Genomic DNA, 25,703 nt, shown 5'->3' on the forward strand with positions numbered 1-25,703 from the left:
AATGTTTTTCACACAAAACTTAGTTAACAAATTGAAAAAAACATTAAGCGCTCAAAATGACAAACAATTGCTCTTATATTGCTAACTTTTAAGTCTCGTCACTTGCTGTAATACCCCTCACTATTAAACTATATTTTGAGGATCCTCATGAAAAAACACCATCTACTACTAATGTTTACCTTACATGCGGCAGCGAGCCAAGCTTCAGCAAGTGGGAAGGGCCTCATTGAGTTTTTGCCCAACACCCCAGCCACTGCGAGTGATGTTAATGCCAACTTTGCTCTATTGGAATCAAGACTCAACGATTTAGAAGCAGCACAAATTGTTACCAATCAAACCATAGCAACACTAACAAATGAACTAGACACTGCCATCCAAACCATCTCTACGCTTGAAAGCAGCCTCCATGCTGTGGCCAGCAATTCTGTGTTGTCATTAGATGGTTATTTATTCCTGAGTACATTTAATGGCATAGATACGGCTGTTTTCGATGCCATCAATGTGCAAATTATCAACGGCACCGGCCAAACTGATCAAAAAAACCAATTGGGCAATTTAATCATAGGCTATAACGAAAATTTAAATATTACAGACTTCTTTTGTGACATCCCATCACTCACAGATGAAACGGCTTGCGTCGGCGAAGGAGGCATTTGGGCGACAAGCAGCATTGCTGGCTCTCATAATTTAATCCTCGGAAAGGACAATTCTTTTGATGACAATGGTGCCATTATTGCAGGTCAATCAAATACCTCAAACAGTAATTTTGCTTCTGTTTTAGGTGGGCGGTTTAATTACGCCACGGGCACAAATTCAATCATATCTGGCGGTATGCTTAACACGGCGTCAGGAGCTAATTCATCTGTCAGTGGCGGCTCATTTAATACGGCATCTGGATCAGTTTCATCAGTAAGTGGCGGCTCAACTAATATAGCTTCAGGTAATGCTTCATCTATTAGCGGTGGTCTGGATAACACAGCTTCTGGCACCCAATCATCTGTCAGTGGCGGTGAGGGAAACACGGCACATGGGGCTGCCTCTTCTGTGAGCGCGGGTCAGTACAATAACGCTACAGCCAATTTCTCATCCATAAGCGGTGGCGAAAATAATACAGCATCAGGTGCTCTTTCAGTAGTCAGTGGAGGCTCAAGTAATACAGCATCTGAACCTCATTCATCTGTAAATGGTGGCCAAAACAATCAGGCTTCAGGAAATTATTCATTTGTAGGTGGAGGGTGGAACAACGCTGCATCTGGAAATTTTTCATCCATCAGTGGCGGCTGGACTAACAATGCAACTGGAACTTATTCTTCCATAAGTGGCGGTGGTGATAACCAAGCACTGGCAAGTAAAGCCTCAATCAGCGGCGGCTTCTTTAATTTTGCTAGAGGAGAAAATTCATCAGTCTGTGGTGGTACTTTAAATAATGCTGCAGGAATAAACTCATCTGTCAATGGAGGCAAAAGTAATAATGCAAAAGGAAATAACTCAACTGTCAGTGGCGGATTGACAAGAACTGCTAACAATGTTGATGACTGGGCAGCTGGTTCATTATATCAAAATCATTAAGGAGCTATACATGAAAAAATTATTGTTTCTATGCCTTTTTTCAACGCAATTGTATGCTACAGATTTGATATATAAATCAAGTTTTGAAGCCAACGCTCTGGTTGCAGGTACTGCCAGTGGAGTATTAAACACAGGGCTTACATTGGAACTCTCGGTAAATAACCAAACAGAACTGCTAAGTATTGATGATAACGGTGGTTTTGTGTTTGCTACAAATGTGGGATTTGGCAGTCATTGGGCGGTAACCATAATCAATCTACCTAACATCCCACAGCAGCAAAGCTGCGAGGTCAGTAACAACGAAGGTGTGATATCCCCAGGTGGCGCCAGCACTTTGCAAGTGATATGCGACGACACTTCATGGAACTGGAATCAAATGAATTGGAACAACGGTGGTTGGCAATAGTCAACTGAAAACACCTTAATGTACTTGCTGCGTAAGATGGTATTTCAAACAACACGCTTGCCTTCGCTGGTGTGTTGTTTATGATCTGAAAGTAAGTACCATTATTACTTCCGTCATTCCCTTGCTGAAGAATATCCGACTTTAGGTCTATCTTTGCTGCACGAATGTGCTTTTCAATCGTACTCCCACTTACGCGGGAGTGACGATTTAAAGTTTACTTAACCAGCAATGAAATCTGCGCCACTTGGTTGAACAGCGATTGCATGGCTTGAAGTAAAGCCAGGCGGTTGTTTTTTACTGCTTCGTTATCGGCATTAACCATCACGTGTTCAAAGAACTCAGCCACAGGTTCGGCCAATGAAGCCATCTGCTGTAAACACTGACTGTAGGCTTTTTGGTCGAATAAGGGCGCCACTTGATCTTGGACTTCGCTTAATGCCGCGAACAGGGCTTTTTCTTGGTCTGCTTCAAACAAACCGACATCAATCGCTGAAGCTTCAGTGATTTCTGCTTTGGCCAAGATGTTGTTGATGCGCTTGTTAGATTCAATCAAACTGCCTGCTTCAGCTGCTTTTTTGAATGACTGACAGGCTTCAATGCGTGCATCGATGTCTGGTAAGTTGTCACTGTCGGTGGCCAAAACCGCTTCAACCACATCGTATGCAATGCCGTTGTCTTTATATTGCTGCTTCAAGCGTTGTTGGATGAATTGATTCACCGTTTCTTCGGCATCAGCAGTGTCTTCAACCGGCATGAATGACATCATTTGTTTGACCATTTCAGGCACTGAAACATTGATGGCTTTTTGTTGCAAAATTGCCAGCACACTCAAAGCCGCACGACGTAAGGCAAAGGGATCTTTTGAACCTGATGGCTTTTTGCCGACAGCGAAGATACCACACAAGGTGTCCATCTTATCCGCCATAGAGACTGCTTGTCCTAAAGCAATTTCAGGAAGCGCATCGCCTACAAATTTAGGCAAATATTGGTCACGGATGGCTTTCGCCACATCAACAGACTCACCTTGGGCTGCGGCATAATAGCCGCCCATCAAGCCTTGTAAATCTGGAAACTCGTCAACCATGTCTGACATCAAATCTGATTTCAACAGTTCAGCAGCTCGGTCACCTTCAGCGGCATCAAAATTCATCTGAGGCGCCAACCAGTTCAATAGCTTGGCAATCCGAACAGTTTTATCAGCAATGGTGCCCAATGTTTTTTCGAACACCATCTTTTCAAGCAAAGGCGTGTTGTCCGATAATGGACGTGCTTTGTCTTTTTCCCAGAAAAAACGGGCATCGGCCAATCTGGGCGTGATGACTTTTTCAAAGCCTTTTTTCACAGCTGCTGGGTTTTTTGAATCTATGTTCGCCAGTGCGATGAAATGGGGCATCAACTGCCCTTCACTGTTTTCTATGGCGAAGTATTTTTGGTGCTTTTCCATCGACGAAATCAAAGCTTCGCGCGGCACCGATAAAAAGTCAGTTGAGAAATCGCCCAATACGGCCACAGGTTTTTCTGTGATGCTGGCGACTTCTTGTAACAAAGCGCTACCAATCAAAGCCGTGCCATTGACGCTTTCTGCCGCATCATTGACTTGCTGAGTGATCAAAGCTTCACGTTCTAAATGATCAACCATGATTTGCGCTTCTTGCAATACCGAAACATAATCAAGCACCGTTGGGATTTTGACCCAAGTGTTGTTATGAAAACGGTGTCCGCGGGTTTGTTGACCAGATTGGACATCAAACAGATTCATGTTCAAAACTGTTTCGCCATTCATCAATACCATCCAATGAACCGGACGGATAAAGGCAAAATCATTGTTACCCCAACGCATCGGTTTAGGGATAGGCAGTTGCTTAATTGCTTGTGTAATAACAGCTGGCAACACGTCATTGATGTGCTGGCCTTTTTCAGTGACTTGGTAACTGAGGTATTCGCCTTTGTCTGTCATGACTTTTTGTAAGTCACTGACATCAACACCAACAGATCGGGCAAAGCCCATGGCGGCTGGTTTGGCGTTGCCTTCATCATCAAAAGCAGCAGCTACTGCAGGGCCTCGTTTTTCTGTTGTGCTGTCTTCTAACTGCTCACTGGCATCACGCAAGATAAATGCCAACCTTCTGGGTGATGCATACCAACGTGAATCTTCAGCAAAGGCAAATCCTTGTTCTGTTAATTGTTTACAAACGCCATCGAATAAGGCTTTTGATAAACCGTACAAGGCTTTTGGAGGTAATTCTTCACAACCCAGTTCAAATAATATATCAGCCATGTTACTTAACCTCCTTGTTTTTTTGACTTGCCGATTGATTTTTACAACCCGGAAAACCCAAGGCTTCGCGTGATTGGTAATACATTTGGGCCACAGATTTCGACATGTGACGCACTTTCAAAATAAATTGTTGGCGTTCTGTTACGCTGATGGCTTTGCGCGCATCCAACAAATTAAACAAGTGCGATGCTTTCAATGCTTTTTCATAAGCCGGTAAAGGCAGTTCTTTTTCTATCAAGGTCAAACAAGCCGCTTCAGCTTCATCGAAGGCTTTGAATAATTCAGGCACATTGGCGTGTTCAAAGTTATAAGTTGATTGTTCCACTTCGTTTTGGTGATAGACATCGCCATAGGTGACCGTGCCGTTCGGTGTCTCTGCCCACACCAAGTCAAAGATGCTGTCTTTGTTCTGTAAATACATGGCTAACCTTTCAAGACCATAAGTGATTTCACCCATCACTGGTTTACACTCGATGCCGCCGACTTGTTGGAAATAAGTGAACTGCGTGACTTCCATCCCATTCAACCAAATTTCCCAGCCCAAACCCCAAGCACCTAAAGTCGGTGATTCCCAGTTGTCTTCGATGAACCTGATGTCATGCTCTAACACATCAATACCAATGGCTTTCAAAGATTCCAAGTACAACTCCTGAATGTTATCAGGCGATGGCTTCAAGGCCACTTGAAACTGGTAATAATGTTGTAAGCGGTTTGGGTTCTCACCGTATCGGCCATCGGTTGGGCGGCGACAAGGTTGCACATAAGCCGCATTCCAAGGCTCAGGGCCAATAGAACGCAAGAAAGTTGCTGGGTGAAAAGTGCCCGCGCCGACTTCTAGGTCCAATGGTTGAATGATGACGCAGCCGTTATCGGCCCAGAATTGTTGTAATTTGAGTATCAGTTCTTGAAACGTCAGTGCTGATTTTTGGCTGTTTTCCATGCTGTAAACAGGGGTTTGTAAAAGTTCGAGATTATACCTAAGCTGCCGGCTTTTCCCAATCAATTCGCCATCAAATCGCATGGTGTTTGTGAAATCTACGGTGGCTTTTGCTAAAATCAAGAATAAACCAACACTTGAACCCGCTTTTGATTCATTTTTTAACACCACCATAAGGCAACACAACCATGAAAAAATCAAAAATCCTAGCCTGTTTACTTTTTGTTTCACCACATGTTTGGGCGACACCCGAAGCCTATCCCGGTTTGGCTGCAGATGCTTATCATCCACTATTAACACAACAACTAAAAAATAAAAGCAACAAGCTCACGCTGCCCCTTTTCAATGCCGAATTTACCATTCCACAAGGCTTAGAAAAGAATAAGTCAACCAATGGTGACATCAGCTTTGAACAACACAATGAATTTGGCCACATCAATGTCACGGTTGGTAACAACAGCATATTCGGCGATTGGCACCACAAAGGTAAAGACTACCGATTTACCACAGACAAATCCGGTTCGTGGCTGATTGAGCTACCCTCCAACCACCTGATACAAGATGCTTGCGGCACAGAACACCACAGCCACGAAACCCTAAAAGACTTACCCATAGCCAATAAACAAGCCGCTGGGACGGTGATTGATATTTTGGTCGTCCACAACCGCGCTTTGGCTTTGCGTTACCCCGGTAACCTGATGCAAACACGCATCAATCACTACATGCACGTGGCTAACCAAACCTTTGCCAATTCAGGTCTGGATTTAGCAGCTCGCTTGGTCGGTATCGAAGAACTGCCCTACAATCACAACAACTCAAACAACGACATGCTTTCACACATGCGTTCTACCATCAGCAATCAAGCGGTATTTACAGGCCTTCAAGACTTACCAGAAATGCGTGAGAACACAGGTGCAGATTTAATCATCGCCATCAGGCCACATGACATCCAAACTCGTGGCAACTGTGGCTTGGCTTATTACCCAACACCAGGCTTCGATGCCAGTTATGGCATGAACATGGTGTCCGATGGCATGAGCAGTTGGTCACTGTGTTCGGACCAAGTGTTTGTTCATGAAATTGGTCATAACCTGGGAGCGGCACACCAATACGGTGCCGGTGGTGGCACATTCCAAGCACAAGGTTCAGCCTTTATTAAAATGTTTCAATTCAACACCGTGATGGGGTCTTTTGGTACTGGCCAAAACAACAGAAGCAAACGCATGCCGATGTTTTCTAACCCAAGTTTGATGTGTGGTGGTTATGCTTGTGGCGTCAGCAGTGGTTCGGAACCGAGTAACAACACCGCAGTCATCAACAGCACCATGAATTCAGTGGCCAACTACATGCCCAACAGCAGTTCTGCGCCACAACCTGCTGACTACCAAAGAAGTGAACGAGATTTTGACCATGATGGTGTCAATGATTGGCATGACCATTTCCCTTTTGATGCCAGCGAATCAGCCGATGCAGATTTGGATGGCACAGGCGACAACAGCGATGCTTTTCCCAATGACCCCGCAGAACAAACAGATTCTGATCAAGATGGGGTTGGTAACAACAGTGACAATGACGATGACGGTGATGGTAGAAGTGATGCCAATGACGCCTTCCCTTTGAATGCTTCAGAACAAAATGACAGTGACTCAGATGGTGTGGGCGATGGCGGTGATGCTTTTCCAAACAACCCGGCGGAACAACATGATTTTGATAACGATGGCACAGGCGATCATGCAGATCGCGATGACGACAATGATGGCACCGAAGACCTGTTGGACGGTGTGATTGTCTACCGACAAGACCTTTTGGTCATCAATGAGGGTGACAACCGCATTTTGCGTTTTGATGCCCAAACAGGACGATCATTAGGCATTGAAGTGCTACCTGAAGATGGTTTGCTGACATTTCAATCTGACATGAGCTACGATGCAGAAAATCAACTGCTTTATTACACCAGCGCCAGCGGTGTCAAAGTGAAGAACTTGATGCAACGTGATGGCAGCGACATGTTGATACCCGCTTACCCCCAAAGCGCTGTCGCTCAGACCAGTTTAGGAACTGGTTTCCCAACGGCTTTATTTAAACCCAGTGGCATGCCTTTGTTGGTTTCAAAGATTGATCGAGGCACTTTAAGCTTATTCGAGACACAAAACCCCAGGGCCATCAGTGAACAAGGTGATTGGTTTGTCACTTCTTCATCCAGAGAAGAGTCATTTATTGACATAGAATATGATTCAAACTTCTATTTGCTCGGCCTCGAAGGTCGCATTTATAGAGGCATCAACGGCAGTTTCAATCAACTGAGTCCACTTAATTTCCGCGAAGCCGTCGATATGACCATTTTACCCAATGGCCATTTGCTGGTTTCTGATTACCAAAAAAAACAACTGATTGAAGTCAATGAGAACAGCGGTGAAATGCTGGGTATTTTTGCCAACATGACCGTTCTCGGACTAGGCAAACCTTCTGGCATGAACGTCACCCAAGACAATGTGCTGTTAGTTGCCACCAAAGACGACAATAAAATTCACCGCTTTGATGCCATCAATGGTGACTATTTGGGCGTGCTTGTGGATGGATTGGGTTTAAACAAACCTCACAAGACTTTGTTGGTACCCAGCCTTCAAGACCGCTTCCACAACGATGCAGGCAAAGTGATTCGACCCAATGCCGGACAATGGTTTGCTCAATCGTCGGCTGGCCGTGGTTTTGATATTGAAGTGGTGGGAAATCGACTGAACGTGATTTGGTACACTTTCGACAGCAATGGACAGCCTACCTGGTACATCAGTGCCGGTGATTTGGATGGTTTCAATTACTATTCGAGCCTTGGCAAAACACAACAATTAGACATCGATACCGTAACTTTAGATGATATTGGCACCTTGGACATCACTTTTCTGAATGAACGACAAGCTGAAATCACTTGGTCAGTTGGATTATTGTCTGGTACCGAATTGATTGAATGGCACCCTTTCAATGGAGAACCAGAAATCAACAACTATACGGGCCTGTGGGGCAGGCCTGACGGCCCAGGTTGGGGCATCAGTTTGGCCACTGTTGGAGAAACCTCAGTTTCAATCGCCTTTATTTATGATGAAATGGGCGAACCACGCTGGGTGATCAGCACACCTTTTGAAGGCCAGTCTCCACTCCAGTTTGATTATTTATATGTCACCAGTGACACCTTGTGTCCCAGTTGTTCTGGTGTTTCTGATTTTGAGGCCGCTCCCGCTGGCAGCATGTTGATGTCATTCGGCAACAACCCCTATTGGGACAGCGACATCACTTTTCCTCAGCCCATCAATGGTGTATGGCAAATGGATGGCGTACCTTTGACCCGTTTTTCTTCTGAACCAACGAGGCCACGATAAATAAAAGCCAAAAAAAAGCACAGCTTGTTTAGGCTGTGCTTTTTTCATTTACGACTTAATCATTAATATTTTCTACCCGTGGTGCATTTGAAGCAGGCAAACTTGAAAAATATCGCATTTTATTGAATTTTGTCTATTTTCAAACTTCGTTTGAACCCGCTTCGCTATGGATTACCCGGTCAAGCCGGGTAATGACGGTGTTTTTTTGTTGGAAAAACTCCCAAATGCACCACGGGTATTTTCTATTATTTTATTCTTTGATACCGGCCAGTTTCAGTAAAAACGTATAATCCTGCGCGGTTTCTTTTTGACTGGCAAATCGACCAGATGCACCACCGTGGCCGGTGTCCATATTGGTTCTCATCATCAACACATTATCATCTGTTTTCAGTTCACGGAGTTTTGCCGCCCACTTTGCTGGTTCCCAGTACTGCACTTGAGAATCATGTAAACCGGTCGTAATCAACATATTGGGGTAATCTTGTGCTTTGACTTGATCATATGGAGAATAAGACAACATGTAGTCGTAAGAGTCTTTGTTTTTTGGGTTACCCCATTCATCAAACTCACCGGTAGTCAATGGAATGTCTTCATCTAACATGGTGGTTACCACATCAACAAAAGGCACTGCCGCAATCAAACCGTGGTATAACATGCCATTCATGTTAGCCACAGCACCCATCAACAAGCCACCAGCTGAGCCACCCCAACCATAAACCCTTTTGTGGTCACCGTAACCTTTGTTCAACAACGCTTGGGTGGCATCAATGTAATCAGTAAACGTGTTTATTTTATTAAACATTTTTCCATCTTCATACCAGGCACGACCTTTGGCTTGAGAGCCTCGAATGTGTGCAATCGCAAAAACAAACCCACGATCTAACAGTGACAACCTGCTAGATGAAAAATATGGGTCAACTGAAGAACCATACGAGCCATAGGCATAAACCAACAAAGGACGTTTATTCAATTCACCTATATCTTTTTTATACACCAAAGATACCGGCACCATCGCACCATCACGGGCTTCGATTTCAAACCTTTCTGACTGGTATTTTTCAGGATGGTATTCACCGTTGATTTTATTTTGCTTCAAGACTGTTTTTTCATCAGTATCTAAGTCAATTTCAACAATACTACTTAATTGCGTCAAGCTGCTGTAACTGTACCGCAAAACATTGTGGCTTTGTTCAGGGTTATTGTCAGTCCACATCGTATAAGCTGCTTCTTCAGAATCCAAAACTTTAGATTCGCCAGAAGTCCAATTGATGGCTTTGATGTGTTTCAAACCACTGCTTCTTTGGTCAATCACGAGCCAATCCTTGAATGTTTCTACGCCATAAATCAAGGTTTCATCATCGTGTGGCACCACTTCTTTCCACAAAGACTTATCAGCATCGGCACCAATCTTGGTTTTCATGATGCGGAAATTTTTCGCCTGCCAATTGGTATTGATGATGAACTCACCGTTGAAGTCTTCTACTTCGTATTCATGGTCTTTTTCTCTGGGTAAAACTGACTTAAATTCACCCAGTGGGTCATCTGCTGATAAATACATGGCCTCTGAATTGGTGGTTGAGCCTGCTTGAATCATGATAAAGTCATTAGATCTTGATGTATAACAGCTGATGTAAAACGTGTTATCAGCTTCTTCATAAACCAACACATCGTCTTCTACTGACGTACCCAAGACATGTCTATACACCTGGTAAGGCAATAAAGTGGTTGGATGCTTTCGGGTATAGAACAGGGTTTTGTTGTCTTTCGCCCAAGCCACAGATCCTGTCGTGTTTTCAATCACATCAGGTAACAGCTTACCTGTATTTAAGTCCTTGAAATATAGATTGTATTTTCGACGGCTAACCGTATCTTCTGAGTAAGCCAAAATTTCATGGTTATGACTGATGGCTTGGTTATTACTTGAGTAATAGGCATGGTCTTTGGCCAAAATATTAACATCCAGAATCACCTCTTCATCAGCTGCCATGTCATTCAACTTGCGCGCATAAATAGGATACTCTTTTCCTGATTCATAGCGTGAGTAGTACCAATAATTCTTTAATTTCACTGGCACAGATTCATCGTCTTGAATCATGCGACCCACAATTTCTTCATACACTTTTTCAGTCAACGCAACACTGTCAGCCATTTGGGCATCTGCGTAATCATTTTCAGCATTCAAATAGCCCAACACGTCTTCATCTTCTCTGCTGTCATCACGTAACCAATGGTAGTTATCAATTCGTTCATCTCCGTGTTGTGTAAAAGTGTGCGGCACTTTTTTAGGCTGAGGTGCTTTGATTGTCGTATCAAAAGGTTTCATATCATGTTTTTCCTTTGTTGTGATTTCTTTGGCAATCGCTTTTTCTACCCTTTGAGTCTCTGTTGTAGTTTCATTCTGACAGGCTGAAACAAACACAAACGATGCCAATGTGATAATTTTTATGTGGGCTTTCATGGTTATTAGTCGTTTTAAAGAAGCGAAAGGATACAATAGTTGAACTATTTTTGAAATATATTAGCTAAGAACAGGTCTTTTGGCATATGAACAATAAACAACGTAAATTCGACGCTTTACTTGGCCACTTGTATGATGACCTCTATCGTTTTGCTTTTTGGTTAGGTAAAGATGAGCACATGGCTAAAGACTTAGTGCAAGAAACATACCTCCGTGCTTGGCGCTCCATTAATTCATTGAAAGATGAAAAGGCTGCCAAGAGTTGGGTTTTTACCATTTTAAGACGCGAGTTTGCCCGACAGTTTGAAAAAAAACGCCCCATCACCCAAAGCATAGACGATCTAAACTATGACATAGAAGACATTAAACACCGCACACCTGAACAAGTCATGGACATAAAAATCACTCAAAACGCCATGATGGCTCTGGAGCCTAAATACGCAGAACCTTTGTTACTTCAAATCATTGGCGGTTTCAGTTGTGACGAAATTGCTGAGCAGTTAGGCGTTTCGCATTCTGCAGTTATGACACAATTATTCCGCGCCAGAAAACAATTAAAATCTAAATTAGAAAAAAACAGCCAAATAGGAAATCAGGCATGAACTTTACTGAATTCAAACAAACACTCGATGCCAACCCATATGCAGACGATCCTGCATTTATCCACGCCCGTAACCATGACCCCATGTGTAAAGCCGCCTATATCAAAGCCATGGCTGAAGAACAAGTGTTGGCTGATGCCTTGAACATCGAAGTACCTCCGCACTTCAAGAATGCTGTCATCATGAATCAAAGCTTTGCCACCAGAAGCATCAGCGCACCACATTATTGGGCTGCTGCAGCTTCTGTGGCAATCATCATGACCATTAGCCTGCTTTTTTTTGGACCCAAACCAACCAGCGACTTAGAAGATTTTATCAACGAAGCATTGGTCATGGAACCCACCGTTTATATGTCCGAAGATGAGATTCCTCACGACCAGTTAAAGCCTTTATTTGCCAGTTTAGGCACACAAATTTCCAACGACCTTGGGCGTGTACATTTTATGAAGCTGTGCCCAACTTTAGATGGTGAAGGCGCACGCATGGTCTTTATGAATGATTATAATCAACCCATCACCGTACTTTATATGCCTCACTCAACTGTTGAAAACACGATAAAAATGCAAATGAGTGGATTCAAAGGAAAAATTATCGCCTTGGATAAAGGGTCTGCAGCCATCATTGCCCGACCCCATGAACAAACAGCTCAGATTGAACAATCTTTAATTAACAACCTGAAAAACGTCAATTAACATTTCAGTTATGACATCAAAGTAAAAGCTTGTTAAAATACCAACATTAGCGTTATTAACAGGAATTTCCATGGACACGAAAAAATGGGCTTTATTAGCGGCTGCCATGTTCACCGCTCAAGCCGGAGCACAAGACCAAACAAACATCACAGGATCTGAAGATCAAATCAACTTTGCTTACGCTGGAGATGACAGCAGACTGGGCATTGGCGTTGATAATGAAGGAGAAATTGTTGCCGACTTTCTGAAATCATTTCATACCGACTGGAACCGCAACTGGATGGGTGAGTTTTGGTACTCCGATGGCGCGGGTGGCTTGAAGCTGGATTTCCATCGTTTATCTGGAGCCAATCAAAAAGGTGACTTAATCACCAATGAAGATAATTTGCGTATTTGGAAATATTTTGCAGCAGTCGATCAAAACACATTTGATGACCGTAAATTTACTTTGGGCTTTGGTTCAGAAGCAAAAGACTTTTTCTGGAATGTGAATGGCAGCAAGGCCATCACGGGTGAACGACTGGCCAACACAAGTGTCACTGTTGCCAATAACACCTTGTTTGGCAGCGATACCATAGGTGACTTTTCACAAGCTCAAGACATAGAAACCATCATAAGAACCTTTGAACACCCCTATGACTGGGGACTGGGTGGCCGCTTAGGTAAATACTTTGAACAAAGCATGTTCAGACTGACAGGTGGTCTAGACTACGAAGAAGGTGACTTTGGTTCTGACCAATTCACAGGCAGTGTCAATTTGGAAAAATACTTTAAAGACTCACCACACAGTTTGGCATTGAATGTTGAACAAATCAGTAAAAGTGGACAGTTTGAAACCGATAAGTCAGATACAAGAGCGAACGTCATGTATCGGTATGACTTCGGCAAAAACCACCAACCCACAACAGTAGCTGAAGAAGTTCAGGTGATAGATGAAGAGCGTTTGGCGCAATTGAAACTTGAAAACCGAAAAGTTGTTCAACATGAAATCAGCTTGGCCTCTACCGCTTTCTTTGACTTAGATTCTGATGTCATCAGAAACGACGCTGAATCTGAGTTAATGAAGTTAATCGACGCGTTGAAAGAGACTGACCTAGCCAGCAGCATCAGTATTGTTGGCCATACCTGTGACATTGCATCAAAATCATACAATCAAGATTTATCTGAAAGGCGTGCTGAAAGTGCCAAAAACTTCTTAGCCCGCAATGGTGTTGCAGAAGCTGCCATTTTGGCTTCAGGTAAAGGTGAAACAGCACCCAAATTTGACAACAATGACCCTGTAGAAAAAGTTAAAAACAGACGCGTTGAAATATCTTTCTTAACCATTGAGGAAGAGTTCAAAGAAGTGGATATTGCTGATGAAGACCTGCCCATGAAATGGGTGACTAAAGAAGTTGAAGCACCTGCCGCATGGATTAATCGTGCGCTGAACACGCCTGCTAAACACAAGCGTACAGTTGACGTTTACAAATACCAAGAAACTGAAACCAACACCTCTTTAGGTGAAAAGGTTTATTTAAACCAAGCGCCTAGCGCCAATGACGATAGCTTTTCTGTTCCTAGGACGACTGTCATTATGATGTTAGACGTATTGGCCAATGATTCAGATCCTGACGCGGGTGACACACTGACCATCATTGACAACACACAACCCAGTAATGGAACAGTCAGTAATAACGGTGGTTCTCTGTCATACGCTTTAGACCCAGGGTTTATTGGTACCGAAACTTTTACCTATACTGTAGAAGACAATGACGGACTGACATCGACTGCTACTGTGACCGTCACTGTTGACAACATGCTACCGGTTGCAACTGCTGATTCTGCAAACATTCAAACTGGTGTGGCCAGCATTGTAGACTATAGAACCAATGATTATGACCCAGATGGCGAGGTGTCCGACTTGACATTGACCTCTATCGATAACAGCAATCCAGATTTAGAAATTGCTGACAATGGAAACGGTACTTTAACGATTACAGCACTGAATGGCTATACAGGCACAACTGAGTTTACATACACCATCACTGATGCAGATGGTGGCACAGCAACAGCAACCATTGTTGTGACCGTCACCAGCGGACCGCCTGTGGGCAACAACCAGCCGCCTGTGGCGCAAGCTGACTCATATTTCACGATTGTTAATCAATCCAAAGTCATCAACCCACTTGAAAATGACACTGATCCTGACGGTGACAACATCACTTTAGTTTCTGTTGACTCAAGTAATGCATTAGGCACAGTTACTGACATTCAAGCTGATGGCAGCATGACATACACACCACCTGCTAACTGGTGTGGAACTGACACGTTCACTTACACCATTACCGATGGTGAATTTGAAGTCACAACAACTGTTCAAATCAGCATCATTGACTGACCCTTTTGAACAATTAAAAGCCAAATACTTGTCAACATTTGACGACAAGTGTTTGGCCATAAAAAAAGCGCTGAATGACAACAATCATTCAGCGCTTTATCAAGTTATCCACCAATTAAACGGTTCTGCAGGCAGCTATGGATTTGACGCCATAAGCGAACATTGCTTAAAACTAGAAAACCGCTTAGGTGATTGTCAGGCCATTGACAGCACCGTTGAACACTTATCTGTGCAGCTGATTGAAATCATCAATCAAGCCAAGGCTTGATTACCGTCCAAATCAGCTTCCAACTCTTTTTTAGGCAAATACCTCAGCCAAACCAACCAAACGACCAATGCGTCTAATATGATCAGCGCCTGCCACAAATACAGGTGAAACCATTCAAACCAATCCTTATCCCACTGTAATAAATAAAATAAAGAGATGATGCGAACTGTATTCAACCCTTGAATGGCAATAAAACCTAACAATATGCCTTTCAGTTTATATACCCAAGGTGATGGAAATGCCATGATGGCAGAAAACATGATGATTAAAGCCTCTACCCCGTTACACCCTGGAGCGATTTGAATGGCTAAACCCGTTTTGATATCACGGATAACATCTCCTTGTGCCACAACATCCGCATCAAACAATTGAACCAACCAGCTACAAAAACTGGCAATACCAGAGGTGAACGGTAAAATAACAGCTTGCCTTACGTCTTCTGTAATGTTCAACAAAAACAATGAAAGCAGTAAAAAAAGGAATATCACTGTGAATCTGATCATGGTTCAGCATCAAAATAAAACGGCATTTTAGCATAAGTGCCTGCCTTACAAAATTTTAACAACTCTCTAACATTGGCTTAACCAAGTTCTTAATATAATGGCTCCATCGTCATTGTTCTCCAAATGATAATGACACGTAAGAAGGGCATTCTTATTTTCCCAAGGCGTTATGAAAATGTCTTGGGATTTTTTTTACCCAAAACAATTATAAAACATTAAAATAGCGTAAAAAAACACCATGAAAATACTAGTTGTAGAAGACAATACCGACATTGCGGCCAATATCGTTGATTACTTTGAAGACCGTGACCACATTGTTGATTATGCCGGTGATGGCATCACCGGATTGCATTTGGCTGTTACCAATGACTTTGACGTTATCATTCTTGATTTGATGCTCCCTGGTATGGATGGCCTTGACCTGTGTAAAAAGTTGCGTTCTGATGCAAAGAAAAACACACCCATCATTATGCTTACTGCCCGAGATACCCTGGAACAAAAACTAGAAGGCTTTGAGTTTGGCGCCGATGATTACATGGTAAAGCCTTTCGCCCTACAAGAGTTAGAAGCTCGAGTTTCAGTTCTTGGCAGTCGCCAAAAAGAGAAAATCAATAGAGAACTTCAGGTTTCAGATTTAGAATATAACCTCAACAGCTTGACCGTCAAAAGAGCAGGTCAACCATTAAAGATGAACCCAACTGGTTTGAAACTTTTAAAAATCCTGATGGAAGCCAGTCCTTATGTGGTGCCAAGAGAAGAACTGGAAGTCAAAGTTTGGGGTGAAGAAATGCCTGATTCAGATTCACTGCGCGTGCACATCCATGGATTACGAACCATCATCGACAAACCATTTGACAAAGCATTAATACACACCAGACACGGCATCGGATACCATATTTCAGATCCAGATGAAGTTCAAGAATAGCATCAAAAGCCGAATTATTATCGGCTTTTTGGCATTTTCCTCACTTTTGACGTCACTGTTTGCAGTGACGTCATTGTCTGTGCGACAAAGCATGCAAACTGACTTGATTGCTCAGACCATTTTGGATGACTTAGAGGGTTACATGAAAAAATTCTCTGAGAATCCTGAAGAGATGATCAATCAGCCCTTATCTACAAATGTCATAGGCATTCTAACCACACCTGACAATTTCCATCTTGATCTGCCTTTACACTATGCTGATTTAAGGAATGGCAAACACATCCTTAAAGAGGATGGCCGCAGTTATATTGTTGCGGTTAATAAAAATCATCAAATTGAAGGTAAACCGGTCTGGGCATATATCAAATTTGACATCAGTCACATGAATCAAGACAACACGCTGATTTATGGTGCCTTTGGTGGAATTGCCATCATTTTTCTATTACTAGCATACTTGTTGGCCCTCATCGTTTCCAAGAAAGCACTAAAACCATTGAGTGATTTGGCTTCGAAGTTAGATCACTTAACCAGTGACCAAACCATCCATGACATGCACCCAGAACCACTGGCTCCCTATTTCAGCGAAGATGAAGTAGGCAAGATTGCCACCGCATTAGATGGTTATGCAGAAAAAATGACTGACTACGTTACCAGAGACAAAGAATTCAATGCCGATGTCAGTCATGAATTGCGTACACCGCTTGCTGTGATCAAGTCCACCACTGAATTAATTGCATCAAAACCGGGCTTAACAGAAAAGGAATTTGACCGCATCAATCGCATTGAGCGCGCTGTTAAACAGTCAACAGAGTTGATTGAGACATTGTTGCTTTTGGCCAGAGAAGAGCGTAAAGAGCAGCATGATTTAGCACGAACCCAACCGGCACTGATTATCAAAGACATCATTGAAGGATTTGAGCCTACTTTGAGATTAAAACCAGTGACAACTGAAGTCATAGAAAATGATTGGCTGCAAGTCAAAGCACCTGAGTCCGTGGTTTCAGTGGTATTGAGTAACTTAATTGGCAATGCCATTAAATATACACCCGAAGGCGTCATCAAAGTGATCATCGATAAAAACAGCATCACGGTCTTAGATGAAGGTATCGGGGTGACTGAGTCAGAATTACCCAAATTATTCGAACGTCATTATCGAGTAGGTAAATCCACCAGCAAAGGCTCGGGCATTGGATTAGCTATCGTAAAACGTTTGTGTGAGTTGTATAATTGGAAAATTGACATCAGCAGGAATCAGGACACAGGGCTATCGGCTACATTGACATTCAATCACTGAAACACAAAGCCATGTCGTACCAAGGATAAGTACCATGACAACGCCACTTCCAGAACAAGCAAAAAGCATCATCAAGTGTTGTCGCAATGGACAGTTGGCACAGTTGAAAGAACTGTTGTCAGAAGGCATTGATTTTCAATTATTTGACAGCCCACTCTTTGCGCCATTAAACACCGCGTTAAAGCATGGCCGATGGCAAATTGTGCGTTATTTATTCAAAGAGAATAACTTGCCTTTGAATAAAAAAACACCCCCCATTATTGCTGCAGCACAATACAGCAAAGACAACACCACTGGTTTAGAAATTGTGTTCGCCCACACGGGAAACACCGAAGCGGTTGATACACAAGACCGAACAGCCTTAATGACTGCCGCACTATTAGGTCATGAAAAAAAACTGACCTACCTCATTAAAAATGCCACCAATGTCAATGCAACAGATCACTCTGGGATGAGTGCATTCCTTGATGCAGTGGTTAACCAGTCCTTGAAAAACTGTGACACCTTATTGAAGAATGGGGCTGATCCGCATCAAATAACAGCTCAAGGCGATAATGCCATGACCTTATTGCTACAAAATTCGACACCTAATCCCAGGTTAATCAAAAAACTTTTACAACAACAGTTGGACTTGAATCACAAGAACAATCATGGCCATACATCTTTGAGTATCAGCCAGAGCAAACACCCTAAAATATATAAGGTCCTTCAAGCGCATATTGAAGCAGAAAAACAAATGGAATTACCTATTTTTGCGCCGAGCAACCCCATAGAAGTGGCAATTCAGCCTGAAAAAAACACAATAAAACAAAGGCCCCTAAATGAAGAAAAAACACCCACAAAGTCTTATTCTGAAACAGCTGATGATCGCAGCAGTAATCAGCTACAAGACACTCAATCCAAACAGTTAAGTGTAGAGCTCAGCTCATGGTTCCAGGCTGCCACTTCAGGCAACTTAGGTCTGCTCAATAAATTAAAAATCCAAGGTTTAACTGTCGATGAGGTTGACTCTAAAGGCTGTACTGCATTGATACATGCCGCTGGCAGTGGCAACCGAGCTGTCGCCTCATTTCTAATCCAAAACCAAGCCGACATCGAACACCGCTCTCATAATGGTTCTACGGCATTGTCGAGTGCCATCATCAGCAATTCTAAATCAGTGGTTGACTTGCTGATTAAAAAACAAGCCAATCCAGCAGCAATTGGTCCTGGCAAATACCCATACATCACTTTAGCTGCCGCCCAATGGAATGCTGGGATTGTCAGCATATTGGCGGATGCCGGAGCACCAGTCAATACTTTAGACCCCAGCCAATTAAATTTATATCATAACGTGATGTTGGCAGCAGAATATTACAGTAACATCATCAAAGCCAAAGACACTGTGAGGGTCATTCATCACTTAGGGTTGGACATCAACCAAACAGATAAAGAAGGTAATACGCCATTACATATATTGTGTGGCGCACACAAAGAAAAAGCCTACAATGCAGATGACAGTCAAATTGCTAACCTGACGCACGAACTTTTAAAGTTAGGCGCCCTCAGTAATTTAACCAATAAAAAGGGGTTTACTGCATTACAATATGCTAAAAAACACCACCTGTTGAATACCAAAGGTGTGATTTACTCCTTTATGAGTTGAGCCGTTGAACCGTGAATAAAAAAAAGTTAGAACAAATTTTTTTACAACACCAACACCTGATAAAAAAAGCGGTGTCTTCGCAAACGGTCAATATTCAGGGCGTCACAGCTGATGATGTCACTCAAGAAGTTTCTATTCGTGTATTAAAATTGCTACAAGGTGACCGAGAAATAGAAAACCTTTCGTCATATATATACAGAACGACAGCAAACGTCATTATTGACTTGGCCAGAAAGCATAAAAAACACCTGATGGATGTTTCCATGCCTGATCAATCCGATGAAGACGACTACCGTCAAGAATTGGTCAGTTCACGTACTGAACCTGATCAAAAGGTAGCAGGAAAAGAAACACAAGCTTTGATTCTTGAAGCCATTGAATCTTTACCTGAAAGTCGAAGAATAGCAGTCAAGATGCGTTTACAAGGCTATTCTGTTAAAGAAATGTGCGACATGACAGGTTGGGCATTTTATAAGGCAGAAAACTTATCTAAACGTGGCATGACTGCATTGAAAGACAAACTTAAACAGATGAATATTGATTATGAAGTTAACTGAACAACAACTACAAGAGTTATTTCAAAGCAGCAGCATGAATACACAATCAGCAGTTTCCGCTGGGGATTGTTTATCAAGTGCTGAGGCATCAAGTCAACGTTTACAAAAAGCAGAAGCGTTACTTAATGACTTCACTGCTGCACAAGCCATGAAAGCGGCTTTTTCAACCAAATCCTGGAGTGAACAAATAGCCCAATCTGTTACAAATCAATCGGTAAGCAGTTGGTTTAATTGGTTAAGTAACCCCTTCAAAACAACCCTAACCGCCAGTGCTTTTGCTTTGGCCGTGGTTGTTGCATTACCTAATTTAAGCAGCAACCAGCAACAAATGATGCCAATCCAACAGGCGCAAGTTGATGTCATCAGTGCAGCACCATTTGAAAGTGATGTTTTATCAAACAGTTCTTTTGATTCGTCAGCCAATGCCGGCAAAGATTCACTTTTTAATGGCAGCTTTGGTTAATCACTCCTTTGATTGACATCAATGCTTGGCTAAAAAGCCAACAACAAAACACCAAGCTCAAGCGTTTCGACCTTGAGCTTTTGTTATTGGGTGCTTTAAAAGTTGAACGAAGTTGGTTATTTTCTCATGCTGATGAACACCTCACAGAAGATCAGGTAAACACCCTCAAAAAGTGGGTTAAAGAAGCCCAAGAAGGCAAACCCATCGCTTATATTTTAGGCCACCAAGCGTTCTGGACTCTGGACCTCTTGGTCACCCAAGACACCTTGATTCCACGCCCAGAGACTGAACAAATCATTGAACTGGCCTTGGTACTTGAACACCGTCCCAACAACTTATTGGATTTGGGCACCGGCACCGGAGCCATTGCCCTGTCATTGGCAAAAGAGTGGCCAGAAAGCCAAGTTCAAGCCTGTGATTTATCAAAAGCTGCTTTGGCGGTGGCAGAAAAAAATGCCGTAAGAAATCACATTGAAAACGCCTCTTTTTTCTACAGCGATTGGTTTTCAGCTGTACCTAAAAATGCTAAGTTTGACTTGATTGTAAGCAACCCGCCTTACATTGACCCTCAGGACCACCATTTAGCAGACCTAGCTTATGAGCCTATTTCGGCATTGACTGCTGATAATAAAGGATTAAGCGATCTAGAAAAGTTGGCGAATCAAGCCAAAAACCACCTAAAATCAAAAGCGACATTGATGTTAGAACATGGCTATGACCAAGGCCCTGCTGTCAGAGAAATATTAAAAGCTGAAGACTATAAAAATGTCATCACCCACAAAGATTTAGCTGGTCATGACCGAATCACTGTTGCTCAAAAAGCCTAATTGTCAGCGTTTGATTTCCCCTTTGATGTATTGCCAATACATCACCCAATCTCCCAAAAAACTATACAAAGGATAAGTGAAAGTGGCTGGTCTGTTTTTTTCAAAAAAGAAATGACCCGCCCACGCAAAACCATAGCCCAAGACAGGTAACAACAGTAACAGCATCCACATTTGAGTTAACAGTGCATAAACTAAACAGAAAAGCACCAATGTCGAACCAACAACATGAAGCCTGCGACAGATTAAATTTTCGTGTTCAGAAAGGTAATAAGGGTAGAAGCTTTTGAATGATGTATAAGTTTTGTCTTTGTTGTTCATAAGTTGAGTTTACCACAAAGCCTTCAGTGCGCTATAATCATTGCTTTTTTATATCTCGCGATGCCCTCAACAATGAACAAAAAAATCAACCTCCTTTGTTTTATATTGTTGCTGTCTGCATGTCAAAAAAACGAAGACAATGTGACTTTTTCCAATCAATCTTCTGTCATTGACGGTATCAAAACTTACCGCCACTCTGAAGACGGCAAGCCCACATCTTTAGATCCCATCAAAGCAGCCACCCAATATTCCAGCTTTGTCGTCACCAATATTTTTGACACACTTTATACCTATAAATACCTTAAAAGGCCTTATGAACTGAAACCCAATTTGGCTCAAGAAATGCCAGTCATCAGTGATGATGGCCTCACCTACACCATCAAAATTAAATCAGGTGTCACCTTTCATGACCACGCCGCTTTTGGTCTAGACAACAACAAAGGACGTGAAGTGGTCGCCGAAGATTTTGTTTATTCTATTAAAAGAACTTTTGACCCCAATAACCGCGCTTCTGGTGCTTGGTTATGGCAAGGTAAAATTCAAGGATTAGACCAATGGAAAGCAGACGGCGCAGATTATAATAGAGCCATATCTGGTCTTACTGCCTTGGACTCACAAACCATCCAAATACAATTGATAAAGCCCTACCCTCAATTAACTTACACTTTTGCTCAAGCTTTTTCAGCTGTGGTACCAAAAGAAGTGGTAGATGCCCTAGGGCAAGAGTTTGGCTCCAAGCCCATAGGATCAGGTCCATTCATACTGGATAAATTCGATTCTGAAGTGGCTTACTTTGACAAGAACCCAGACTTCAGAAAAGAACCTTTTGACATACATTATGAAGGCTATGACGAAGCCATTCATGGTAAAACAGGCATTGATTCTTTAGATGGTAAAAACCCGCCTTTCATCGATAAATTAGAAATTCACTTTGTTAAAGAATCTACATCTCGTTGGAACTCCTTCACCAAAGGCGATGAAATTCAGTACACCACCGTTCCAAAAGACAAACAAAACACGGTCATCCTGAGCAAAAGTCCATTGACATTGCACCCACAAATCACGGAAAACTTCAACTACCGATATGGCATGGAAGCTGGCTTTGTCTATGGCGGATTTAATATGGATGACCCAGATTTTGGCATCAATGGCGACCCAGAACATGACGCCAAGAGTAAAGCCTTGCGATGTGCGATTCAAAGAAGCCACAATTGGGAACAAAAAAATCGCGCCTTTTACTTTGGCCTCGGCACCATTTTCCCAGGCATCATAACCCCATCAGTATCAGAATTTGACCCAAACCAGTCTTATGACTCCGTCACCTTAGATGTAGAAGCTGCCAAACAAATGTTGACTGATCAAGGCTGGGATGCGACGAACTTACCGGTATTTGAGTACCATGTCGCGGGCAGTGTATTGAACAAACAATTTTTTGAGCAGATGCGTGGCTTCATGAACAAAATGGGCTACCCATTACATTTAATTGAATACCACCCTTACCCCAGTTTTGGCACATTCAACAAAGCCATTAAAAACCGTGAAGCACCCTTCTTCTTCATGGCTTGGACTTTGGACTATCCAGATGCTGAGAACACGCTACAACTGCTCTACGGCCCCAATCAATCCCCTGGCTCTAACAACTTCAACTATCAAAATCCCGAATACGATGCTTTGTATGAAAAAGCCAGCGTGATGCAACCATCACCTGAAAGGACCAAGATATACAGAGAAATGAACCAAATGGTGGTTGATGATTGTGTATTGGTATCTGGTTTATCACGCAACAAAATTCACCTTTGGCACAAAAATGTCATCACCTACCCTGACAGGCAGATGCTGGGCGGTGGGCACATCAGATACGTTGATGTGAAATAAACCATGGATTTACTCAAATTTGCCCTCAAAAAACTCATAGGAGGCATACCGCTGATATTGGGCGTGACCTTGGTGTCGTTCCTATTGATGGTTTACTTTGGGCCAGACCTCACCTATGAACAACTGGGGAAAAACCCTACGGCTGAAGAAATAGCACAGGTTCGCGAAACCTTGGGTTATAACCAACCTTTCATTGTCCGTTATGGCCAGTACTTGATGGAACTCATCACATTAGATTTTGGTTTTTCTATGGTCAAAGATCAACCCGTTTCTCACATGCTGGCACAGTCTATACCTGTTTCACTACAACTGACACTGCCCGGCTTTATCCTTGGCAACCTATTGGCCGTCATATTGGCACTTTGGGCTACAGCTCATCGAGGTCAATGGATAGACAAAACCATCATGACTGGTGCTGTTATTGGTATGAGCGTGTCATTTTTGGTGGTCATCATTGCCTTCCAAATCATGCTCTCCTCTCGATATGGAATGAACCTATTCCCAGTTCGTGGATGGAATATATATTCAGCAGATGGTACTTTTTCATGGTGGCAGTATTTGCAATTCGTCACCGTCCCCACACTGGCAACAGTTTTTGTGGCACTGGGTTACAACACGCGATTTTATCGGGCCGTTCTGGTCGAAGAAATCAACAAAGACCACGTGCGCACAGCGCGTGCCTTTGGCCATTCACAAAAACACATCATGTACAAAGCCGTGTTAAAAAACGCCATGGTTCCTATCATCACGCGGGTGATGTTTTCTATCCCTTTGGTGGTGGTATCTGGGTCCTTATTGATTGAAAGTTATTTCGGTATTCCTGGCGTGGGTCAAGTCACTTATGATGCCATCATTGCCGGCGACCAACCCATACTCAAAGCCGTAGTCGGCTTAACTGCTGCCTTGTTTGTTGTGATTTTATTACTGACCGACATATTGTATCGGGCATTTGATCCACGGGTTGAATTAAAGTGAACGACATTGAAATGAATCACAGGCAAAACATCCAGTTGAATCCTGAATCTTTGTGGCACAAATCGTGGGTTAAATTCAAACAAGACCGCATGGGCATCAGCGGCGCCATCATAGTGCTGTTGTATCTGGGTATTGCTTTGGGGGTTTGGTTTGGCCTTTGGGGCGGTGACTGGGGAACCACCACAGACGCCTTTCAACAATCGCCTTCTTGGCAACATTGGTTTGGTACCAACGCCATTGGACAAGATGTGGCAGAACGTGCCATATACAGTACAAAAGTCGCATTTGAAGTAGGACTCACCGTCACTGTTTTATCAACCCTAATTGGTGCGATACTGGGTGCTTGGGCAGGCTTTTTCAGTGGCCGTTGGATCGACAGCATCGTCCTTTGGCTGCTTGGGGTACTTGATTCCATCCCTTTTTACTTATTTGTTGCTGCAGTGGCTTATGCCATGCAAGGATCAATCTTTGCCATGCATGTGGCCATGGTGGCTGTTTTTTGGACCACCACAGCCCGCATCATTCGTGCCGAAGTGATCAAACTGAAACAACAAGAGTTCGTAGAAGCGGCTCAAAGTTTGGGTGTAAAAACACCTGGCATTATTTTCAAACACATTTTACCCAACACCTCACACTTACTTTTGGTTCAAGGCACCATTACTTTTGTAGCCGCCATTAAAACCGAAGTGATATTAAGCTTTTTGGGGCTGGGTGTGAAAAACGGCATCAGCTGGGGACTGATGATTTCAGAAGCCACCAATGACATTCAAGCCGGTTATTTCAATAATTTTGCAGCCGCTTCATGCTTCTTATTCGTCCTGGTTATCGGCTTTAATTTATTTTCAGATGCCGTTCAAGATGCACTTGACCCAAAAAAAATACACTAAACTAAAACATCAATAAATTTATGATAAACAAAAAAATTCAAATCTGCTTACTTTCACTTACCATTTCGCTGTTGTCTGCATGCAGCAGTGGCATCCCCAGAAAACCCGTTAACGAATTGCCCAGTGACATTGAAATCGTGTCGGTCAACTTCTCTAATGCGGCTTGGAAACTCAGACTGACCCACAGACAAAAAGAGAACAGAATCAATGGCGTCATAGGTTGTGATTTGGGGACTGACAACGACAACACCTTGGCCTTTGATGGTATCGAATTGCCAGAATTAAGTTATCAACTGACTGAAGTCATAGACGTTCCAGCCATACCTACGAAATTAGAAACAACTGACATGCCTAAAAAGATAAATTATCAATTGTACTGTGAACTGACTTCTGAAAACTTCAAAACTGAAGTCATCCGTAAAAATTCTGTACTCTATCGCGTTCCAGGTGAAGAAGCACTTTACAGATAA

General features: G+C 42.8%; 21 protein-coding genes and 1 pseudogene. 17 read left to right on the forward strand and 5 right to left on the reverse strand.

What is annotated here, in order from left to right; all coding sequences use genetic code 11:
* Positions 1 to 147: 147 nt before the first annotated feature.
* Both FET73_RS13570 and FET73_RS13575 read left to right on the forward strand, forming a co-directional pair.
* Positions 148 to 1,569: a hypothetical protein gene (locus FET73_RS13570; RefSeq protein ID WP_154224519.1), complete on the forward strand. Its 1,422-nt coding sequence runs from the start codon at positions 148 to 150 to the stop codon at positions 1,567 to 1,569.
* A gap of 10 nt (positions 1,570 to 1,579) precedes the next feature.
* Positions 1,580 to 1,975, forward strand: a complete 396-nt coding sequence (locus tag FET73_RS13575; protein ID WP_154224520.1) for a hypothetical protein — start codon at positions 1,580 to 1,582, stop codon at positions 1,973 to 1,975.
* Positions 1,976 to 2,189: 214 nt separating this feature from the next.
* Here FET73_RS13575 and glyS read toward each other — a convergent pair whose 3' ends face one another.
* Both glyS and glyQ read right to left on the reverse strand, forming a co-directional pair.
* Positions 2,190 to 4,253, reverse strand: a complete 2,064-nt coding sequence (glyS, locus tag FET73_RS13580; protein ID WP_154224521.1) for a glycine--tRNA ligase subunit beta — start codon at positions 4,251 to 4,253, stop codon at positions 2,190 to 2,192.
* A gap of 1 nt (position 4,254) precedes the next feature.
* On the reverse strand, positions 4,255 to 5,193 hold the full coding sequence (glyQ, locus tag FET73_RS13585) for a glycine--tRNA ligase subunit alpha (protein ID WP_154224612.1): 939 nt from the start codon (positions 5,191 to 5,193) through the stop codon (positions 4,255 to 4,257).
* A gap of 185 nt (positions 5,194 to 5,378) precedes the next feature.
* Here glyQ and FET73_RS13590 point away from each other — a divergent pair, with 185 nt between their 5' ends.
* Positions 5,379 to 8,564 (forward strand): zinc-dependent metalloprotease family protein, encoded by a 3,186-nt coding sequence (locus tag FET73_RS13590; protein ID WP_154224522.1) that lies wholly within the window; start codon positions 5,379 to 5,381, stop codon positions 8,562 to 8,564.
* A 250-nt stretch (positions 8,565 to 8,814) separates the two neighbouring features.
* Here the strand turns inward: FET73_RS13590 and FET73_RS13595 are convergent, their stop codons facing one another.
* Positions 8,815 to 11,022, reverse strand: a complete 2,208-nt coding sequence (locus FET73_RS13595; RefSeq protein ID WP_154224523.1) for a S9 family peptidase — start codon at positions 11,020 to 11,022, stop codon at positions 8,815 to 8,817.
* Between the two features lie 83 nt (positions 11,023 to 11,105).
* Here FET73_RS13595 and FET73_RS13600 point away from each other — a divergent pair.
* From FET73_RS13600 to FET73_RS13615, 4 genes and pseudogenes are all read left to right on the forward strand, one after another.
* Positions 11,106 to 11,624: pseudogene (locus FET73_RS13600) on the forward strand (sigma-70 family RNA polymerase sigma factor); the annotation flags it as partial.
* Positions 11,621 to 12,316, forward strand: coding sequence for a DUF3379 family protein (locus FET73_RS13605; RefSeq protein WP_154224525.1), 696 nt, complete (start codon positions 11,621 to 11,623; stop codon positions 12,314 to 12,316). The pseudogene FET73_RS13600 and the gene FET73_RS13605, both read left to right, overlap by 4 nt.
* Before the next feature lie 70 nt (positions 12,317 to 12,386).
* On the forward strand, positions 12,387 to 14,696 hold the full coding sequence (locus tag FET73_RS13610; RefSeq protein ID WP_154224526.1) for an Ig-like domain-containing protein: 2,310 nt from the start codon (positions 12,387 to 12,389) through the stop codon (positions 14,694 to 14,696).
* Positions 14,650 to 14,964 (forward strand): Hpt domain-containing protein, encoded by a 315-nt coding sequence (locus tag FET73_RS13615; RefSeq protein WP_179952300.1) that lies wholly within the window; start codon positions 14,650 to 14,652, stop codon positions 14,962 to 14,964. The genes FET73_RS13610 and FET73_RS13615 overlap by 47 nt, the downstream gene beginning before the upstream one ends.
* Here FET73_RS13615 and xrtH read toward each other — a convergent pair.
* Entirely contained in the window at positions 14,949 to 15,467 is a 519-nt protein-coding gene (xrtH, locus tag FET73_RS13620) for an exosortase H (RefSeq protein ID WP_154224528.1), read from the reverse strand. The two genes, FET73_RS13615 and xrtH, sit on opposite strands and share 16 nt — an antisense overlap.
* A 238-nt stretch (positions 15,468 to 15,705) precedes the next feature.
* Here xrtH and FET73_RS13625 point away from each other — a divergent pair, with 238 nt between their 5' ends.
* Genes FET73_RS13625 through prmC form a run of 6 tightly spaced genes read left to right on the forward strand, consistent with a single transcriptional unit; the run spans position 15,706 to position 21,178 of the window.
* Positions 15,706 to 16,392, forward strand: a complete 687-nt coding sequence (locus FET73_RS13625) for a response regulator transcription factor (RefSeq protein ID WP_154224529.1) — start codon at positions 15,706 to 15,708, stop codon at positions 16,390 to 16,392.
* On the forward strand, positions 16,376 to 17,686 hold the full coding sequence (locus tag FET73_RS13630) for a sensor histidine kinase (RefSeq protein WP_154224530.1): 1,311 nt from the start codon (positions 16,376 to 16,378) through the stop codon (positions 17,684 to 17,686). The genes FET73_RS13625 and FET73_RS13630 overlap by 17 nt, the downstream gene beginning before the upstream one ends.
* 34 nt (positions 17,687 to 17,720) lie before the next feature.
* Positions 17,721 to 19,331, forward strand: a complete 1,611-nt coding sequence (locus FET73_RS13635) for an ankyrin repeat domain-containing protein (protein ID WP_154224531.1) — start codon at positions 17,721 to 17,723, stop codon at positions 19,329 to 19,331.
* Between the two features lie 11 nt (positions 19,332 to 19,342).
* Positions 19,343 to 19,888: a sigma-70 family RNA polymerase sigma factor gene (locus tag FET73_RS13640; RefSeq protein WP_154224532.1), complete on the forward strand. Its 546-nt coding sequence runs from the start codon at positions 19,343 to 19,345 to the stop codon at positions 19,886 to 19,888.
* A complete protein-coding gene (locus FET73_RS13645) occupies positions 19,875 to 20,351 on the forward strand; it encodes a hypothetical protein (protein WP_154224533.1) in 477 nt (158 codons plus the stop codon). The genes FET73_RS13640 and FET73_RS13645 overlap by 14 nt, the downstream gene beginning before the upstream one ends.
* Before the next feature lie 8 nt (positions 20,352 to 20,359).
* The gene (gene prmC, locus FET73_RS13650) at positions 20,360 to 21,178 is read left to right on the forward strand and encodes a peptide chain release factor N(5)-glutamine methyltransferase (RefSeq protein WP_154224534.1); all 819 of its coding nucleotides are present in this window, start codon (positions 20,360 to 20,362) and stop codon (positions 21,176 to 21,178) included.
* Positions 21,179 to 21,181: 3 nt separating this feature from the next.
* Here the strand turns inward: prmC and FET73_RS13655 are convergent, their stop codons facing one another.
* Positions 21,182 to 21,496, reverse strand: a complete 315-nt coding sequence (locus FET73_RS13655) for an Mpo1-like protein (protein WP_154224535.1) — start codon at positions 21,494 to 21,496, stop codon at positions 21,182 to 21,184.
* A 72-nt stretch (positions 21,497 to 21,568) separates the two neighbouring features.
* Here FET73_RS13655 and FET73_RS13660 point away from each other — a divergent pair, with 72 nt between their 5' ends.
* From FET73_RS13660 to FET73_RS13675, 4 genes are read left to right on the forward strand one after another with little or no spacing between them, the layout of a single operon-like run.
* Positions 21,569 to 23,371 (forward strand): ABC transporter substrate-binding protein, encoded by a 1,803-nt coding sequence (locus FET73_RS13660; protein WP_179952301.1) that lies wholly within the window; start codon positions 21,569 to 21,571, stop codon positions 23,369 to 23,371.
* Positions 23,372 to 23,374: 3 nt separating this feature from the next.
* Positions 23,375 to 24,346 (forward strand): ABC transporter permease, encoded by a 972-nt coding sequence (locus FET73_RS13665; protein WP_154224537.1) that lies wholly within the window; start codon positions 23,375 to 23,377, stop codon positions 24,344 to 24,346.
* An 11-nt stretch (positions 24,347 to 24,357) separates the two neighbouring features.
* On the forward strand, positions 24,358 to 25,233 hold the full coding sequence (locus FET73_RS13670; RefSeq protein WP_154224538.1) for an ABC transporter permease: 876 nt from the start codon (positions 24,358 to 24,360) through the stop codon (positions 25,231 to 25,233).
* Positions 25,234 to 25,253: 20 nt separating this feature from the next.
* The gene (locus tag FET73_RS13675; RefSeq protein WP_154224539.1) at positions 25,254 to 25,703 is read left to right on the forward strand and encodes a hypothetical protein; all 450 of its coding nucleotides are present in this window, start codon (positions 25,254 to 25,256) and stop codon (positions 25,701 to 25,703) included.

Origin of the sequence: Marinicella rhabdoformis, assembly GCF_009671245.1 — a bacterium.
GTDB lineage: Bacteria > Pseudomonadota > Gammaproteobacteria > Xanthomonadales > Marinicellaceae > Marinicella > Marinicella rhabdoformis.